We start from the raw sequence: 14,826 nt of genomic DNA on the forward strand, positions 1-14,826 counted from the left end.
CTGCAACTCGACCGCCACCGGCGGCAGCTGCCCGGCGGCCACCGGGCGCGGGGCCGCGGCCTGCGGTCGCCACAGCTCCAGGGTGCGCCGCTCCCGGCGGGAGCGCTCGTTGAACGGCCGGTCGTCGAGCAGCCCCTCCGCCCGGTGATAGGCGGCGATCGCGTCGTCCAGCCGGCCCTGCCGGGCCAGCAGCCGGGCGCCGGCGATCGCCAGCCAGGGATCGTCGGCCGGCATGCCGGGCATGGCGAACAGCCCGCTGACCGCGTTGCCGTCGGTCGCCGGCGGCAACGCGGTGAGCAGCCGGGCCACCGATCCCCAGTCCTCGGCCCGGGCATAGGCATGCACCGCCGCGCTGATCCGGGCGTCGGCCTCCAGCAGCTGGGCGCTGCGCTGGTAGAGCGTCCGTGCCCCGGCGGCGCCGAGCCGGTCGACCAGCAGCACCTCCAGCTGGGTCTGCAACACGTGGTGATAGCGGTAGGTCACCCCGCCGTCGGTGGAGGTGGTGAAGAACTGCTCGTCCTCCAGCGCCGCCAGCACACCGGCGCTGCCGACGCCGCCGAGCAGGTCGTCGCACAGCTGTCCGGTCAGCACGCCCAGGGTGGCGGTGCGGACCAGGAAGTCGAGGCGATCGGCGGCGACGCCGTCCAGCACGTTGCGGGCCAGATACGACCGGATCAGCCGCGACCGGCCGCCGAGCTCACCGATGGCCCGCTCCCGCTCGCCGCGCCCGCAGTGCGCGGTGGCCAGCCGGAAGAGGTGCAGCCCGGCCGCCCAGCCACCCGTCCGCCGGGTCAGTGCCGCCGCGCCCTCCGGGGACAGCGGCGCGTCGTAGACGGTGCGGAAGAGCTGCTCGACCTCCCAGGAGCGGAAGCGGAGATCGTCGTTGTCGAGCTCCAGCAGTTCCCCCGAGACCAGCAGCCGGGAGGTGTTGATCTGCGGCGGACGCCGGCTGCCGAGCACCACGGTGATCGCGCGGGGCCGCATCGTGAGCAGCGTCTCCAGGGTGCGTTCCGCGGGCGTCCCGGCGAGTTCCTGCAGGTCGTCGACGAACAGCATCGCGGGCCGCGGCCCGGCGTCGTCCAAAGCCCGGATCAGGTCCTCGACCAACCCGCTGGATGCCGCCGCGGCGATGTCCGGGTCCTTCAGGGCGGCGGCCAGCGCATGGCCGAGGTAGCGGGTCAGGGACGCCGGGTCGCCGTCCTCGCGTCCGGCCCGGTACCAGCCGACCGGACGGTCCCCGTCCGCCAACTGGCTGAGCAGGGTGGTCTTGCCCGAGCCGGCGGGGCCGATCACCAGGGCCGCGGAGGGTCCTGCCGGTGCTCCGCTGCGGAGTGCCGCGGTGGCGCGGTCCAGCCGGTCGCGGACCAAGCCGTGGGGGGCTGGTCGCCGGACCTTCTCCAAGAAGATCACCGGATCCATACGGACCTACCCGGGGGTTTGTGCTCCGATCGTCGAGGTCGCAGAATCACCCCGGGCGCGTGAGCCGACGGTTCGTCGCGGCCGAGTTTAGGAGCCGCCGGGCGATCACCGGATGCGCAATTCTGCCACCCCGGCCGTCGATGAGCCGGTGTTGAGCCGACGATGAGCCGATCGTGAAAAGGGCTCGGCACACTGACCGCATGTCGAACGCCGGGATACCCGTCTACATTCACGCCCGCGATCCCATCCTGCAGATGGGGGTCAGTGCCCAGCTGCGGGCCAGGGCCGACATGCAGGTCGTCGAATCCGTCACCCAGGCCCGGGTGGCCGTCGTGGTCGCCGACGCGGTGGCCGAGGAGACCACCCACGACCTGCGGATGCTGACCAGGGAGAACCGGCCACGGCTGGTGCTGATCGTCGCCACGGTGGACGACGCCGCCCTGGTGGCCGCCGCCGAGGCCGGCGTGGTCGGCCTGCTGCGGCGCTGTGACGCCACCGCCGAGGCGGTGGCCCGGGTGATCGGCAAGGCGGCGGCCGGCGACGGCGAGGTGCCGGCCGACCTGCTCGGCAGGCTGCTCCAGCAGGTGGGCCGGTTGCAGCGGCAGGTGCTGGCCCCGCGCGGGCTGACCTTCGCCGGCCTCACCCCGCGCGAGACCGAAGTGGTGCGGCTGGTCGCCGACGGCCTGGACACCAGCGAGATCGCGGTGCGGATGTCCTATAGCGAACGGACCGTGAAGAACGTGCTGCACGACCTGACCACCCGGCTGCAATTGCGCAACCGCACCCATGCCGTCGCCTATGCCGTCCGCGAAGGCCTTATCTGACCCGGCCGGATGCGGCCGGACTAGAGTGGCGGAAGCGCGCTGGGGCGGGAGGTGATCGGCATCGAACTCATCTGTGAGAATTGCGGGGCGACGAATCGGGCCGGCGCCGAATTCTGCCAGAACTGCAAGGCATTCCTGGCCTGGGACCGGTCCGACTCCGGCCTGGCGGCGGCACAACAGGCCCCGCCGGCGCCGTACACCCAGCCGGTCACCGCTCAGGTCCCGCCGACCCGTCCGGAGCCGGTGCCGCCGGCGTCCGGCCAGCCCGGCTGGGCTCGGTTCTGCACCTGGTGCGGGGCGGGCAATCCGGCCGGACGCCACCTGTGTCGGCGCTGCGGGCTGCTGCTCGACCAGGGCGACCCGTGGAGCGGCCCGTCCGGGTCGCCGCAGCCGCCGGGGGGAGCCGGCAGCGCGGTCGGCGGGTACGAACGGTCGGTGCCGGGCTGGTACCGCTGGCGCGGCGTCCTGGTCGGATCCGCGGTCGCGGTGCTCGCCGTCGTGGTCGCGGTCGGGGCGATCGCGGCGCCGAGGATCGTCCAGGCCTGGAACACCTCGCAGCAGAGCTACCGGCCGGTGTCGGCGGCGGTCACGGTGGAGCCGGCCGGCGCGGTGCTCAAGACCAGCAAGGCCGCCGCGCTGACCGACGGGACCGCCGACGGGCTGACCCTGTCCTGGGCGCCGCAGAACACCCCGACCTGCGACGCCCCCGGCACCGGCTGGATCGTGCTGACCCCGGCCGAGCCGGTGCGGATCGTCGGGATTCTGGTCTACCCGGGCCTCGATCGGGAGAACCCGCAGCGCGACCTCGAGCCGCAACCCACCCAGCTCGGCGTCCGGTTCGACGACGGCCCCTGCCAATCGGTCGCCCTGGACGGCGCCGATCCCTGGGTCACCGTCGCCCAGGACAGCCAGCAGCCCGTCGGCACCGTCCGGATCGGGGTCATCGGGGTCGGCGATCAGCGCGACAAGAAGCCCCAGGTCAGCTTCACCGAGATCAAGCTGCTCACCGCGGTGGCACGCTGACCGGTCGCGGTGTGGATGCCCGGCGCGCCGGGATCGCGGCGACGTTACTCTGCCGCAATGACGACGTTCGCCCTGACCCGCACCGACCACCCGACCCCCGCCGACGAGCGGGCCGCGATCGTGGCGAAGCCGGTGTTCGGGGCCCACTTCTCCGACCACATGGTGCTGGCCACCTGGACCGCGGACGCCGGCTGGCACGACCGGGAGATCGTCGCCCGGCGTCCGTTCCAGCTGCACCCCGGCGCCGCGACCTTCCACTACGGCCAGGAGATCTTCGAGGGACTGAAGGCCTACCGGCAGCCGGACGGCGGGGTGGCGCTGTTCCGTCCCGACCGCAACGCCACCCGGTTCGCCGCCTCCGCCCGCCGGCTCGCGATGGCGCCGCTGGACGAGGCCGACTTCGTCGCCGCCGTCACCGAGCTGGTCGACCTCGACCGCGACTGGGTGCCGGCGCCGGACGGTGAGCAGAGCCTCTACCTGCGTCCGTTCGAGATCGCCAGCGAGACCCTGATCGGCGTCCGGGCCGCCGTCGAATACACCTTCTGCGTGATCGCCACCCCGGTCGGTCCGTACTACCCGGAGCCGGTCTCGCTGTGGGCGACGCCCAACTACACCCGGGCCGCCGAGGGCGGCACCGGCGCCGCCAAGTGCGGCGGCAACTACGCCGCCAGCCTGGCCGCCGCGGACGAGGCCGCCGAGCACGGCTGCCAGCAGGTGATCTGGCTGGACGGCGCCGAGCACCGCTGGGTGGAGGAGTGCGGCACGATGAACATCATGTTCGTCACCGCGGACGGCGAACTGGTCACCCCGGCGCTGACCGGCACCATCCTGGACGGTGTCACCCGCGACTCACTGCTGGCCCTGGCGCCCGACCACGGGCTGCGCGCGGTGCAGCGCCGGATCGCCATCGACGAGGTCTTCGACGGCGTCCGCAGCGGCGCCATCACCGAGGTGTTCGCCTGCGGCACCGCCGCCGTGGTCACCCCGGTAGTCGGCTTCGCCGCACCCGGAGTGAACGGCAGCGACCGCCGGTTCACCGTCGGCGACGGCGCACCGGGACCGATCAGCCAGGCCATCCGGGCCCAGCTGCTCGACATCCAGTACGGTCGGGCGGACGACCGCTACGGCTGGCTGCGCCGGGTCTAGAGCGCGTCGCGGCTGATCGGGCAGGACATGCACCGGGGGCCGCCCCGGCCCGAGCCCAGTTCGGAGCCGGCGATCGGCACCACCTCGATGCCGGCGGCGGTGAGCCGCTCGTTGGTCTCCACGTTGCGTTCGTAGGCGATCGCCACCTTCGGCTCGATCGCCAGGGTGTTGTTGCCGTCGTCCCACTGCTCGCGCTCGGCGGTGACCGGGTCGAGGCCGGTGTCGATCAGCCGCAGCCGCTCGATGCCCATCGCGCGCGCCGCGGCGTCCAGGAACGGCTGCAGCGGCTCCACCCGGACGCCGCCGTCGCCGTCCGGCGTCAGGGTGGCGGCGGCCAGCCGGTGGGCGACGTTGGGGTACATCACCATGGCGTCCACGTCGACCATGGTGCAGATGGTGTCCAGGTGCATGGTGGCCCGGTCCTGGTCGATCGGCACGGCCAGCACGGTGTGCGCCAGGCCGTGGGCGAAGGCCGTCCGGGCCAGCCGCTCGGCGCCGGCCGGACGGGTGCGTTCCCCGACGCCGACCGCCAGCACGCCCTCGGCCAGCGCCAGCACGTCGCCGCCCTCCAGGAACTCCTTGTCCCAGCCGTGGATCCGCTCGGTGTCGGCGAACCGGGGATGGAACTGGTAGATCAGCTCGGTCAGCTGGGTCTCGCGGACCCGGGCCGGCATCGCCAGCGAGGTGACCGTCACCCGATCGCCCACCCAGACGCTGGAGTCGCGGGTGAACAGCAGGTTCGGCAGCGGGTCGATCAGGAAGTCGTCCGGGGCGTGCAGGGCCGCCACCAGGCTGCCGGTGCCGGACACCTCGTCGTTGCGCAGCCCGGCCATCAGGATCTCGGCCAGTTCCTCGGGATCCTTGTCGTGCAGCAGGTCGGTGAGGTAGTCGCGCAGCGTGTCGCCGAGCCGCAGGTCGGTCATGGTGTGCGCGATGGCGGTCTCGCGGGCCTCGGCGTCGCCGAGGGTCTCGACCAGCAGCCGGCTCAGGTAGAGCACTTCGACGCCGCGGCTGAGCAGCGCGCCGGCGAAGGCGTCGTGCTCGGCCTGGGCGCGATCCACCCAGGGCAGCCCGTCGAACAGCAGCGCGTCGTTGTTGCGCGGGGTCAGCCGGCGCAACTCGTTGCCGGGGCGGTGCAGCATGACGGTGCGCAGCCGTCCGACCTCGGAACGGACGCCGTGCGGGAAGTGTTCAGCCATGGTGCTGACCCTATCGTCGGGCGCCCGGCGAAGTCCGCAGTGGATCTTGGGCCGGTCCGGAGGACGCGTTTACGAATCGTTGAGGATGCTCCGGCAGAGTTCTTGTTGTGCCGGGGGGCGCAGCCGCTACAGAGCAGGATCGGGGGGAACCGCTCAGGAAGTGGCGAGACGGATCGAGCCGGGTCGAGACGCAGGAGGAGCGTCCAGACCCGGCTCTCCGCATGTCCGCGGCAACTCAGCCGGTCAGCGGGTTGACCCAGCGCAGACCGGGAAAGCGAGCGAAGTCGGTGTCAGCCGACACCACGCCAACGCCGTGCTCAAGCGCCAATGCCGCCAGTTGAGCGTCTGTGATCAGGTTGCCACGGAGATCGAGGTCGCCGATCAACGCGCCGAGGATGCGTGCGGTCGCTTCCGAGGTCTCTGGAACCCAGCAGTTGGGCGCGTTCAGCCACTGCTCCACGACCTCCCACGCCTGGTCGGGCCGGAGCGGTCGCGCGAACACCCGCGGGTGGGTGGAGATCCGGAGGAAGGCGCCGATCGTCTGCCAGGGCAGGCCGACCCGTCGAGAGCCCGAGAACGCGTCCGACAGCCAGGCGGCACACGGGGCGTGATGCCTGCTGGAGCTGTCGATCGAGTAGAGCAGGACGTTGGCGTCAAGAAGCATGGCTGTCGGCCCGATCCAACTCATCGAGCAACTCGAGCGTGTCGGCGACGCTGGTCAGATCGACCTGCAGCCCGAGGTCATAGGAAGGATGGGTATAGCGGAAGTCGACCCGGTGCTTCGTCATGCCGCCACGGGCGAGCTGATTCACCGCGGCGGAGAAGCCGATGCCCCGCTCACGCTGCAGCCGGGCGACGGCGGCCGCCACGTCGGCGTCCAGATTGACAGTAGTGCGCATGTGCTGAGCGTACGCATCATGATGCGCATATACAAGCATCACGATGCATGAGTGAACCTTGGGGTGGTATCGAGGTCGCGTTGACGGGGCATTGAGGTTGCTCGGGCAGGGTTCTTGGTGTCGGGGGGAGCCACCGCGGAGGGCAGGACCGGAGTCGCGATTCGGGGGGACGCGAGATCGGTCGGGAGGACTGCCTGATGTGATGGGTGAGGATCGAGCCGGGTCAGGACGCTTGGGGGAGCGTCCGAGACCCGGCTCTCCACAATTGTGGTTCGCCAATCTGGTTCGCCGATCTCATCATCGGTGTCCGCTTTCACCTTCGGTGCCGGCTTTCGTGTTATTTCATGACAGCGGTCACCGATCCGACCAGTCGTCACCGATGGTGAGATCGGCGGGTGGTTGACGGACGGGGCTCGGGTCGGCACGCACCTAAAAGGGGACGGCGACACCACCCGTCACCCATCCAGCGCCGCGGCACTGGATGGGATCGCTACCTACGCCTTCTTGGCCCGGTTCCGGGCCTTGGCCCGCTCGCTGGAGTCCAGGATCACCTTGCGCAGCCGGACGTGGGACGGGGTCACCTCGAGGCACTCGTCGCCGCGGCAGAACTCCAGCGCCTGCTCCAGCGAATGCACCCGCGGCGGGATCAGCCGCTCCAGCTCCTCACCGGTGGAGGAGCGCACGTTGGTGAGCTTCTTCTCCTTGGTGGGGTTGACGTCCATGTCCTCGTTGCGCGGGTTCTCGCCGACGATCATGCCCTGGTAGACCTCGTCGGACGGCGCCACGAACAGCACCCCGCGCTCCTGCAGGTTGAACAGCGCGTAGGAGGTGACCGCACCGGTCCGGTCGGCCACCAGTGAACCCGTGGAGCGGGTGACGATCTCGCCGGCCCACGGCTCGTAGCCCTCGAAGACGTGGTGCATGATGCCGGTGCCGCGGGTCTGGGTGAGGAACTCGGTGCGGAAGCCGATCAGGCCACGGGCCGGGATGGCGTACTCCATCCGCACCCAGCCGGTGCCGTGGTTGATCATCTGCTCCATCCGGGAACGCCGGGTGCCCATCAGCTGGGCCACCGTGCCGACGTGCTCCTCGGGGATGTCGACGGTGAGCCGCTCGAACGGCTCGTGCAGCTTGCCGTCGATGGTCCGGGTCAGCACCTGCGGCTTGCCGACGGTCAACTCGAAGCCCTCGCGGCGCATCATCTCGACCAGCACGGCCAGCTGCAGCTCGCCGCGGCCCTGCACCTCCCAGGTGTCCGGACGCTCGGTCGGCAGCACCCGGATCGACACGTTGCCGATCAGTTCGGCGTCCAGCCGCGCCTTCAGCAGCCGCGCGGTCAGCTTGCTGCCGGACTTGCCGGCCAGCGGCGAGGTGTTGATGCCGATCGTCATCGAGATGGACGGCTCGTCGACGTGGATCAGCGGCAGCGGCTTGGGGTCGTCGGGATCGGACAGCGTCTCGCCGATCATGATGTCGGGGATGCCGGCGATCGCCACGATGTCGCCCGGGCCGGCCTCCTCGGCCGGCTGCCGCTCCAGCGCGTGGGTCATCAGCAGTTCGGAGAGCTTCACGGTGGTGACGCTGCCGTCGGCCTTGCACCAGGCCACGTTCTGGCCGCGGCGCAGGGTGCCGTTGATCACCCGGCAGAGCGCCAGCCGGCCCAGGTAGGGGGAGGCGTCCAGGTTGGTGACGTGCGCCTGCAGCGGGGCGCCCGGGGTGTACTCGGGGGCCGGGATGGCGTCCATGATCACCTGGAACAGCGGCTCCAGGTTCTCCGAATCGGGCATCCCGCCGTCGGCCGGCTGGCTGAGCGAGGCGCGTCCGGCCTTGGCGGCGCAGTAGACCACCGGGAAGTCGAGCTTGTCGGCCTCGTCGTCGTCCAGCAGGTCGAGGAAGAGCTCGTACACCTCGTCGGTGACCTCGCTGATCCGGGCGTCGGCGCGATCGACCTTGTTGATCACCACCACGATCGGCAGATGCTTGGCCAGTGCCTTGCGCAGCACGAACCGGGTCTGCGGCAGCGGGCCTTCGGAGGCGTCCACCAGCAGCAGGACGCCGTCCACCATCTCCAGGCCGCGCTCCACCTCGCCGCCGAAGTCGGCGTGCCCGGGGGTGTCGATGATGTTGATGGTGACCGAGCTGCCGTCGGCCAGCACATGGTCGACGGCGGTGTTCTTGGCCAGGATCGTGATGCCCTTCTCGCGCTCCAGATCCATCGAATCCATGACGCGCTTCTCGACATCCTGGTTGGCGCGGAAGGCGCCGGACTGCCACAGCATCGCGTCCACCAGGGTGGTCTTGCCGTGGTCGACGTGGGCGATGATGGCGACGTTGCGCAGGTCGGCGCGGACGGTCATGCGGGGCCTTTCGGTAGGGCAACCTGATGATTCTACGGTGCCCGGCCGGACGCCGTTCCCCGGCCGAGTCTGCCGAGACCGGGCGGACGCCGCGGGCCCCCTCGGTCTGCGGATCGGGGATTCGGACGGCTCCGATGTTAAGCCAGTATCAAAGTAGCCTACATCGATGTAGGATATATCGATGATGGAGAGTGGAACTCCGCCCCTCCGCGGTCCATTTCCCAGGCCCGCGATCGATCGCTGGCTGGAGGCCAGGCTGGCGGAGGTGCGCAACAGTGGCACGGGGCAGTTGCTGTCGGTGCGAGGGCGGCGCCAGTCGGGGAAGTCGACCACCGTCGAGCGGTTCGTCGAGACCTCCGGTGCCCCGTACGTGTACGTGACAGGGCACTACCGCATGCCGGAGAGTGCCCAGTTGCGCGCCGCCACGGAGGCGATCAGCGCCTCCCGGAAGCCGTTGCCGATCGATCTTCCCGGGGTGCCGAACTCGTGGCGCGAGTGGTTCAGCCAGCTCGCCCTGGCGGCGTCCGAGGGTCCGGTGATCGCGGTGCTGGACGAGTTCCCCTGGATCGCCGCCGGCGATCGGGTGGGGCTGGAGGGCTTGCTCCAGGTGATCTGGGACAGGGTGCTGGAGAAGCTGCCGGTGCTGCTCATCCTGATCGGCTCGGACGTCGCGATGATGGAGCGGCTCGCCCAGCATGATCGTCCGCTGTTCGGGCGGGTTCGGGAGCTGGTGATGCCTGCCCTGAATCCTGCCGAGGTCGCCTCGGCGTTGCCCGGGGTGACACCGTTCGACGTCTTCGAGGCATACCTGGTCACCGGGGGCTACCCACGCCTGGTGGCCTCACTCCACCGTGGGGGATCGACCGTCGCCGAATGGGTGCGGGAGTCTTTCGCGGACGATCTCAGCCCGCTGGTCGCCACCGGACGGCTGACCCTGGATGCCGAGTTCCCGGACAGCGACGCGGCCTATCGGGTGCTCTCCGCCATCGGTGCATCCGAGCCTGCGCGGCTCGGGCTGGGCGAGATCGCGAGCACGATTGCCGATCCTGGGGCGGTGAGCAAGACGGTGGAGACAGCGGCCATTCGCTCGTTGCGGCTGCTGGCCGAGCGGAAGCGGTTGGTCGAAAGAGAGCTCCCCGCCTGGGCGTCGTCGACCCGGCTACGCAGGTACCGCATCACCGACCCCTACCTGCGCTTCTGGTTCCGGTACGTCCAGCGGCACGTCGACGCGATCGCGCGGGGTCGAGGGGACGTGGCCTTCGCCGGCTTCGAGCGCGATTGGCCGAGTTGGCGCGGTCGTACCGTCGAGCCGGTCGTCCGGCGGGCGATCGAACTCCTGGGTGCGGCGGACCCTCGCCTGGGCGGCATCGAGTCGGTGCTGCCCTGGTGGACGCGTGACGGTCAGGTCGAAGTCGATGTTGTGGCGGCGGACCGAGAGCGAACCACCCTGCTCGGGGCCATCAAGTGGCGTGAGTCCGGCGGCGTGAGCAGAAGAGAGATCGACCACCTGGCCGTGCTCCGCGCCCGGGTGCCGCGCGCCGCCGACGCCGCGCTTGCGGCGATCAGCCCCAGCGGGGAGTCTCCGGTTCAGGCCGACCTCAGCCTGTCGGCAGCCGAGCTTCTGGAAGCGTGGCGGTAGGTCAGGTGATCGCCTGAACAGGTCAGACCTGTAGGACCGGTCTGAATGGTTCTATTCTGGTGACATGAAGACTGTGAGCACCACCGAGGCCAAGGCGAAGCTCAACGCACTGCTGGTCGAGGTGGCGGCGGGCGAGAGCATCACGATCACCAGCCACGGACGTCCGGTCGCCGTGCTGTCGAAGGCCGAGCCGCCGGCGCGCACGTTCGGACAGTTCGCCGGCTTGATCACGATCGGCGACGATTTCGACGCACCGATGACCCCCGAGGAACTTGCCGACTGGGGGGAGGACGCGTGAGCGGCCGAAGCGCCCGGACGTTGCTGCTCGACACCTGCGCGCTGCTCGATCTGACGATCGCGCCGGACCGAATCTCGTCCACCGTGCTGGCCGAGTTGAGCGACCGGTCCGTCGGGCTGCTGGTCTCCGCCGTGACCGCCTGGGAGGTCGCGATCAAGACCCGGCAGGGAAAGCTGCCCGGTGGTGAACGCCTGCTGGCGTCCTGGGATCAGACGCTCATTGATCTGCAGGCAACCGCTCTCGGGATCGACCACGCCGATGCCGTCCGAGCCGGCGGGTTGCCGTGGGCTCATCGGGACCCGTTCGACCGGATGCTGGTGGCGCAGTCCGCCCGGCACAACATTCCGTTGGTGACGCGGGACGACGCAATCATCGGCGCACGGATCGTCCCGACGGTCGACACCAGGGCATAGCGGTTCGGCCGCAACGCCGGTCAGCGCCGCTGTTGGATCAGCCGCAGCGCGTAGTCGAACCAGAACTGCCCGGCCGGCGGCTCCCCGGGACGGCAGTCGCCGTCCGATTCACCCGGCACCTTGACCCACAGCCGGGCGATGCCGAAGGCGCGCTCGGGTCCGATCTCGGGGTCCGCGCCCAGTGCCGCGCCGGGCGGATTGCACCACGAATCGGGCTGGCCGTCGGTGGGCGCCCCATTGCCGTTGCGGGAGGAGTCGACCACGTACTGGACGCCGCCCAACGCGGCCGACAGCCGATCGCCGTACTCTTGATTCGCCGCGTCGGAGCCGAAATTGGAGACGTTGAGGCTGAAGCCGTCGGCCTTCTCGATCCCGCCGCGGCGCAATGCCTGCGCCAACTGATCGGTGTCGGAGATCCAGCCGGGATGGCCGGCGTCGAGGTAGATCAGGGTCTGCTCGTTCGCCGACAGCCGTTCGATCGCGGCGGCCAGCAGGGCGTAGGTGTCCTCGGCGCCCGCGCAGTCGGCGCTCAACAGCTGCGGGACGGCGTCCGGCTCCAGGATCACCACGACGCGCTGCGATCCGATGGTGTCGGCGACGGACGCGATCCACTGTGCGTAGCCGGCGGCGTCCGCCGAACCGCCGGCGGAGTAGCTGCCGCAGTCCCGGTGCGGCCGGTGGTACAGCACCAAGACGGGCACCTCGCCGGCCGCTGCCGCGGCGTCCACCACCCGCGTGGCGAGCGGGACCGGGTCCTCCTGGGTGAGCCAGGTCGCCGTCGGTTGCGAGCTGATCGGACGGAGCGCGTCGGCGTCGGCAGGGCGTCCGGACGCCCGGAGCGCGTCGGCCGCCTGGGCGACCGGGGACTGCGGATCGACCCAGAGCCGCTGCTGGAACAGCGGGTTCACCGGCGGCGGAGCCGGCTGACCGCAGGCGGTCAGCATCAGCGCGCCGGCCAGCAGGCCGACCACCCGAGTCGTTCTCACCGCGCTATCCGCGTCATGACCACAGCATGGACCATCGGGAACCTCGCGACCGGTCCGCGGGCGGTGCCGGACACGACCGCAGGCAGTGAACTCATTGCTAGCATCGCTGTGGAGGTGATTCTCATGGCCACGCTGACCATTCGGGGCCTCGACGATCAGGTCAAGGCGGATCTGCGACTCCGGGCCGCCCGCAACGGGCGCTCGATGGAGGCCGAGGCTCGGGAGATCCTTGCCCGGGCGGTGGCGCCCGCCTCCCGGACGGGGCTGGGCACGCGGCTTCGGGAACGGTTCCGTGGCCTCGATCCCGATCTGGACATCCCGCCGCGCACCGACCGCGGCCGACCGATCCCCGACCTTGCCGAGCGGGCGGATGCCGCCCAGTGATCGTGCTGGACACCAACGTGATCTCAGCGGTGATCGGCGATCACGCCGAGCCGCGCATCGTCACCTGGCTGGATGCGGTACCCGAACTGATCTGCCTGACCAGCATCACGGCGGCCGAGTTGCGGCTGGGCGCCGCGTTGCTCCCGGCCGGCCGGCGTCGCGCCAGGCTGCAGGAAGAGATCGAAGCGATGCTCACCGAGGACTTCGCGGACGCGGTGCTGCCCTTCGACGAGCCCGCCAGCACGGCCTACGCGGCGGTGGTCGCCGGACGCCGGAGCTCCGGTCGGCCGATCAGCGTGCTGGACGCGCAGATCGCCGCCATCTGCGTGAGCCGCGGCGCCGCACTCGCCACCCGGAACGTCCGGGACTTCGACGGCACCGGTGTCACCGTGGTCGATCCCTGGACCTGACCCGCCACCCGGCCTGTCGGTTTGCGTGCTCCCGACCCCCGGTGACTAAGGTCGCTCACCTATGTGTCCAGCTGCCCACCAGAGCCACTCGGCCATCGACCGGCTGTCCCCGGCGTTCCCGCAGCGGGCGCCCTGGGGCACCTCGGCGAAGTTGCGCGCCTGGCAGGCCGAGGCGCTGCAGCAGTACCTGGACGCCGCACCGACCGACTTCCTCGCCGTCGCCACCCCGGGCGCCGGCAAGACCACCTTCGCGCTGCGGGTGGCGTCCGAGCTGCTGCACGAGCGGATCGTCAAGAAGATCATCGTGGTCGCACCCACCGAGCACCTCAAGGTGCAGTGGGCGGACGCCGCCGCCAAGGTCGGCATCCAGCTCGATCCGGGTCTGGCCGGGCGCCGGCGCGGCCGGTCCAGGCAGTTCGACGGGGTGGCCGTCACCTACGCCGGGGTGGCCGCCGGGATGCTCAGCTACGAGGCGATGGTGGCCCGCGACGACACCCTGGTGATCCTCGACGAGGTGCATCACGCCGGCGACTCACTCTCCTGGGGTGAGGCGGTGGCCGAGGCGTTCCGGCTTGCCAAACGCCGGTTGGCGCTGACCGGTACGCCGTTTCGCAGCGACGCCAACCCGATCCCGTTCGTCGCCTACGACGAGCAGCCCGGCGGCACCCGGACCTCCCGGGCCGACTACACCTACGGCTACGCCGAGGCGCTGCGCGACCACGTCGTCCGTCCGGTGGTGTTCATGAACTACGGCGGCCCGATGCGCTGGCGCACCAAGTCGGGCGAGACGGTCGCGGCGAACCTGGGCGAGTTGCTCACCAAGGACGTCGCCGCGCAGGCCTGGCGCACCGCGCTGGACCCGAAGGGGGAGTGGATCTCGGCGGTGCTGGCCGCCGCCGACCGGCGGCTCACCGAGGTGCGCCGCCACGTCACGGACGCCGGCGGGCTGGTGATCGCGTCCAACCAGACCCAGGCCCGCGCCTACGCGAAGGTGCTGGCCTCGCTGACCGGCGAGCAGCCCACCGTGGTGCTGTCCGACGACCCGGGCTCCAGCAAGCGGATCGAGGCCTTCGGCGACAGCACCGACCGCTGGATGGTGGCGGTCCGGATGGTGTCCGAGGGCGTCGACGTCCCCCGGCTGGCGGTCGGCGTGTACGCGACGGCGACCTCGACGCCGCTGTTCTTCGCCCAGGCGGTCGGACGTTTCGTCCGGGCCCGGCGCCGCGGCGAACTGGCCACCGTGTTCCTGCCCACCGTGCCGATCATCCTGGCCCACGCATCCGCCCTGGAGCGGCAGCGCGACCACGTCCTCGGCGCTCCGGCGGCCAAGGAGCTGTGGGAGGAGACCGACGCCGAACTCGCGGCCGCCAACCGCACCGAGAACGCCGCCGACGAGCTGGAGGGCAGCTTCGAGGCGATCACCTCCGAAGCCACCTTCGACCACGTGCTGTTCGACTCCCAGCAGTTCGGCATGCATGCCGTCCCGACCTCCGACGACGAGGCGGACTACCTGGGCCTACCGGGACTGCTGGAGGCCGACCAGATCACCCACCTGCTGCGGGAGCGGCAACGCCGTCAGGTGAATCGTCACGATCGGGCCGACAAGCGGGCCAAGGTGCCGGACGAGGTCTCGCTGCATCGCGCCCTGGAGGCTCGGCGCAAGGAGCTCAACACCCTGGTGGCGCAGTACGCCCGCTCCACCGGACGCCCGCACAGCCACGTCCACGCCGAACTGCGCCGGCAATGCGGCGGGCCGCCGCTGGCCCGGGCCACCACCGAGCAGGTGGAGGAGCGGATCGCGATGATCCGCCGCTGGCGGTAGAGCTCGC

At 70.8% G+C, this 14,826-nt stretch carries 15 protein-coding genes; 9 read left to right on the forward strand and 6 right to left on the reverse strand.

Annotated features, from left to right (window positions below; genetic code table 11):
• Window positions 1-1,419: AAA family ATPase (locus QM582_RS02670; RefSeq protein WP_415081507.1), on the reverse strand; the 1,419-nt coding region annotated here is incomplete at its 3' end.
• Window positions 1,420-1,619: 200 nt separating this feature from the next.
• Between QM582_RS02670 and QM582_RS02675 the strand changes: the two genes are divergently transcribed.
• Genes QM582_RS02675 through QM582_RS02685 form a run of 3 tightly spaced genes read left to right on the forward strand, consistent with a single transcriptional unit; the run spans window position 1,620 to window position 4,412 of the window.
• Window positions 1,620-2,243: a helix-turn-helix transcriptional regulator gene (locus QM582_RS02675; RefSeq protein WP_415081508.1), complete on the forward strand. Its 624-nt coding sequence runs from the start codon at window positions 1,620-1,622 to the stop codon at window positions 2,241-2,243.
• Window positions 2,244-2,294: 51 nt separating this feature from the next.
• On the forward strand, window positions 2,295-3,266 hold the full coding sequence (locus QM582_RS02680) for a zinc ribbon domain-containing protein (protein ID WP_415081510.1): 972 nt from the start codon (window positions 2,295-2,297) through the stop codon (window positions 3,264-3,266).
• 57 nt (window positions 3,267-3,323) lie between these two features.
• Window positions 3,324-4,412 (forward strand): branched-chain amino acid aminotransferase, encoded by a 1,089-nt coding sequence (locus tag QM582_RS02685; RefSeq protein WP_415081512.1) that lies wholly within the window; start codon window positions 3,324-3,326, stop codon window positions 4,410-4,412.
• Here QM582_RS02685 and QM582_RS02690 read toward each other — a convergent pair.
• The 4 genes from QM582_RS02690 to typA all read right to left on the reverse strand — a co-directional run bounded on the left by QM582_RS02690 (window position 4,409) and on the right by typA (window position 8,867).
• Complete coding sequence (locus QM582_RS02690; RefSeq protein ID WP_415081514.1) at window positions 4,409-5,611, reverse strand: arginine deiminase; 1,203 nt, start codon at window positions 5,609-5,611, stop codon at window positions 4,409-4,411. The two genes, QM582_RS02685 and QM582_RS02690, sit on opposite strands and share 4 nt — an antisense overlap.
• Window positions 5,612-5,846: 235 nt before the next feature.
• A complete protein-coding gene (locus tag QM582_RS02695; RefSeq protein ID WP_415081516.1) occupies window positions 5,847-6,299 on the reverse strand; it encodes a type II toxin-antitoxin system VapC family toxin in 453 nt (150 codons plus the stop codon).
• Window positions 6,265-6,510: a CopG family transcriptional regulator gene (locus QM582_RS02700; protein ID WP_415081517.1), complete on the reverse strand. Its 246-nt coding sequence runs from the start codon at window positions 6,508-6,510 to the stop codon at window positions 6,265-6,267. Before QM582_RS02700 ends, QM582_RS02695 begins: the two co-directional genes overlap by 35 nt.
• Window positions 6,511-7,004: 494 nt before the next feature.
• Window positions 7,005-8,867 carry a translational GTPase TypA gene (gene typA / locus QM582_RS02705; protein WP_415081519.1) on the reverse strand — a complete coding sequence of 621 codons (1,863 nt, stop codon included), beginning with the start codon at window positions 8,865-8,867 and terminating at the stop codon, window positions 7,005-7,007.
• A 265-nt stretch (window positions 8,868-9,132) separates the two neighbouring features.
• On the opposite strand from typA, the gene QM582_RS02710 reads away from it, so the two are divergent.
• From QM582_RS02710 to QM582_RS02720, 3 genes are all read left to right on the forward strand, one after another.
• On the forward strand, window positions 9,133-10,506 hold the full coding sequence (locus tag QM582_RS02710) for an ATP-binding protein (protein WP_415081521.1): 1,374 nt from the start codon (window positions 9,133-9,135) through the stop codon (window positions 10,504-10,506).
• A 64-nt stretch (window positions 10,507-10,570) separates the two neighbouring features.
• Window positions 10,571-10,804, forward strand: a complete 234-nt coding sequence (locus QM582_RS02715) for a type II toxin-antitoxin system Phd/YefM family antitoxin (protein ID WP_415081523.1) — start codon at window positions 10,571-10,573, stop codon at window positions 10,802-10,804.
• Window positions 10,801-11,217: a type II toxin-antitoxin system VapC family toxin gene (locus QM582_RS02720; protein WP_415081525.1), complete on the forward strand. Its 417-nt coding sequence runs from the start codon at window positions 10,801-10,803 to the stop codon at window positions 11,215-11,217. The genes QM582_RS02715 and QM582_RS02720 overlap by 4 nt, the downstream gene beginning before the upstream one ends.
• 20 nt (window positions 11,218-11,237) lie before the next feature.
• Here QM582_RS02720 and QM582_RS02725 read toward each other — a convergent pair whose 3' ends face one another.
• Complete coding sequence (locus QM582_RS02725) at window positions 11,238-12,203, reverse strand: glycoside hydrolase family 6 protein (RefSeq protein WP_415081526.1); 966 nt, start codon at window positions 12,201-12,203, stop codon at window positions 11,238-11,240.
• Window positions 12,204-12,326: 123 nt separating this feature from the next.
• Between QM582_RS02725 and QM582_RS02730 the strand changes: the two genes are divergently transcribed.
• The 3 genes from QM582_RS02730 to QM582_RS02740 all read left to right on the forward strand — a co-directional run bounded on the left by QM582_RS02730 (window position 12,327) and on the right by QM582_RS02740 (window position 14,819).
• Window positions 12,327-12,587, forward strand: coding sequence for a FitA-like ribbon-helix-helix domain-containing protein (locus tag QM582_RS02730; protein ID WP_415081528.1), 261 nt, complete (start codon window positions 12,327-12,329; stop codon window positions 12,585-12,587).
• Entirely contained in the window at window positions 12,584-12,997 is a 414-nt protein-coding gene (locus QM582_RS02735; protein WP_415081530.1) for a type II toxin-antitoxin system VapC family toxin, read from the forward strand. Before QM582_RS02730 ends, QM582_RS02735 begins: the two co-directional genes overlap by 4 nt.
• 61 nt (window positions 12,998-13,058) lie before the next feature.
• Window positions 13,059-14,819 carry a DEAD/DEAH box helicase gene (locus QM582_RS02740; RefSeq protein ID WP_415081532.1) on the forward strand — a complete coding sequence of 587 codons (1,761 nt, stop codon included), beginning with the start codon at window positions 13,059-13,061 and terminating at the stop codon, window positions 14,817-14,819.
• Window positions 14,820-14,826 lie beyond the last annotated feature (7 nt).

This window comes from Micropruina sp. (assembly GCF_047607385.1).
Classification (GTDB): Bacteria; Actinomycetota; Actinomycetes; order Propionibacteriales; family Propionibacteriaceae; genus Micropruina.

Coding starts and splice junctions, on each gene's coding strand:
- QM582_RS02740 (WP_415081532.1), top strand. CDS start 13,059: ATGTGTCCAGCTGCCCACCAGAGCCACTCGGCCATCGACCGGCTGTCC.
- QM582_RS02700 (WP_415081517.1), bottom strand. CDS start 6,510: ATGCGCACTACTGTCAATCTGGACGCCGACGTGGCGGCCGCCGTCGCC.
- QM582_RS02685 (WP_415081512.1), top strand. CDS start 3,324: ATGACGACGTTCGCCCTGACCCGCACCGACCACCCGACCCCCGCCGAC.
- QM582_RS02695 (WP_415081516.1), bottom strand. CDS start 6,299: ATGAGTTGGATCGGGCCGACAGCCATGCTTCTTGACGCCAACGTCCTG.
- QM582_RS02675 (WP_415081508.1), top strand. CDS start 1,620: ATGTCGAACGCCGGGATACCCGTCTACATTCACGCCCGCGATCCCATC.
- typA (WP_415081519.1), bottom strand. CDS start 8,867: ATGACCGTCCGCGCCGACCTGCGCAACGTCGCCATCATCGCCCACGTC.
- QM582_RS02730 (WP_415081528.1), top strand. CDS start 12,327: ATGGCCACGCTGACCATTCGGGGCCTCGACGATCAGGTCAAGGCGGAT.
- QM582_RS02715 (WP_415081523.1), top strand. CDS start 10,571: ATGAAGACTGTGAGCACCACCGAGGCCAAGGCGAAGCTCAACGCACTG.
- QM582_RS02690 (WP_415081514.1), bottom strand. CDS start 5,611: ATGGCTGAACACTTCCCGCACGGCGTCCGTTCCGAGGTCGGACGGCTG.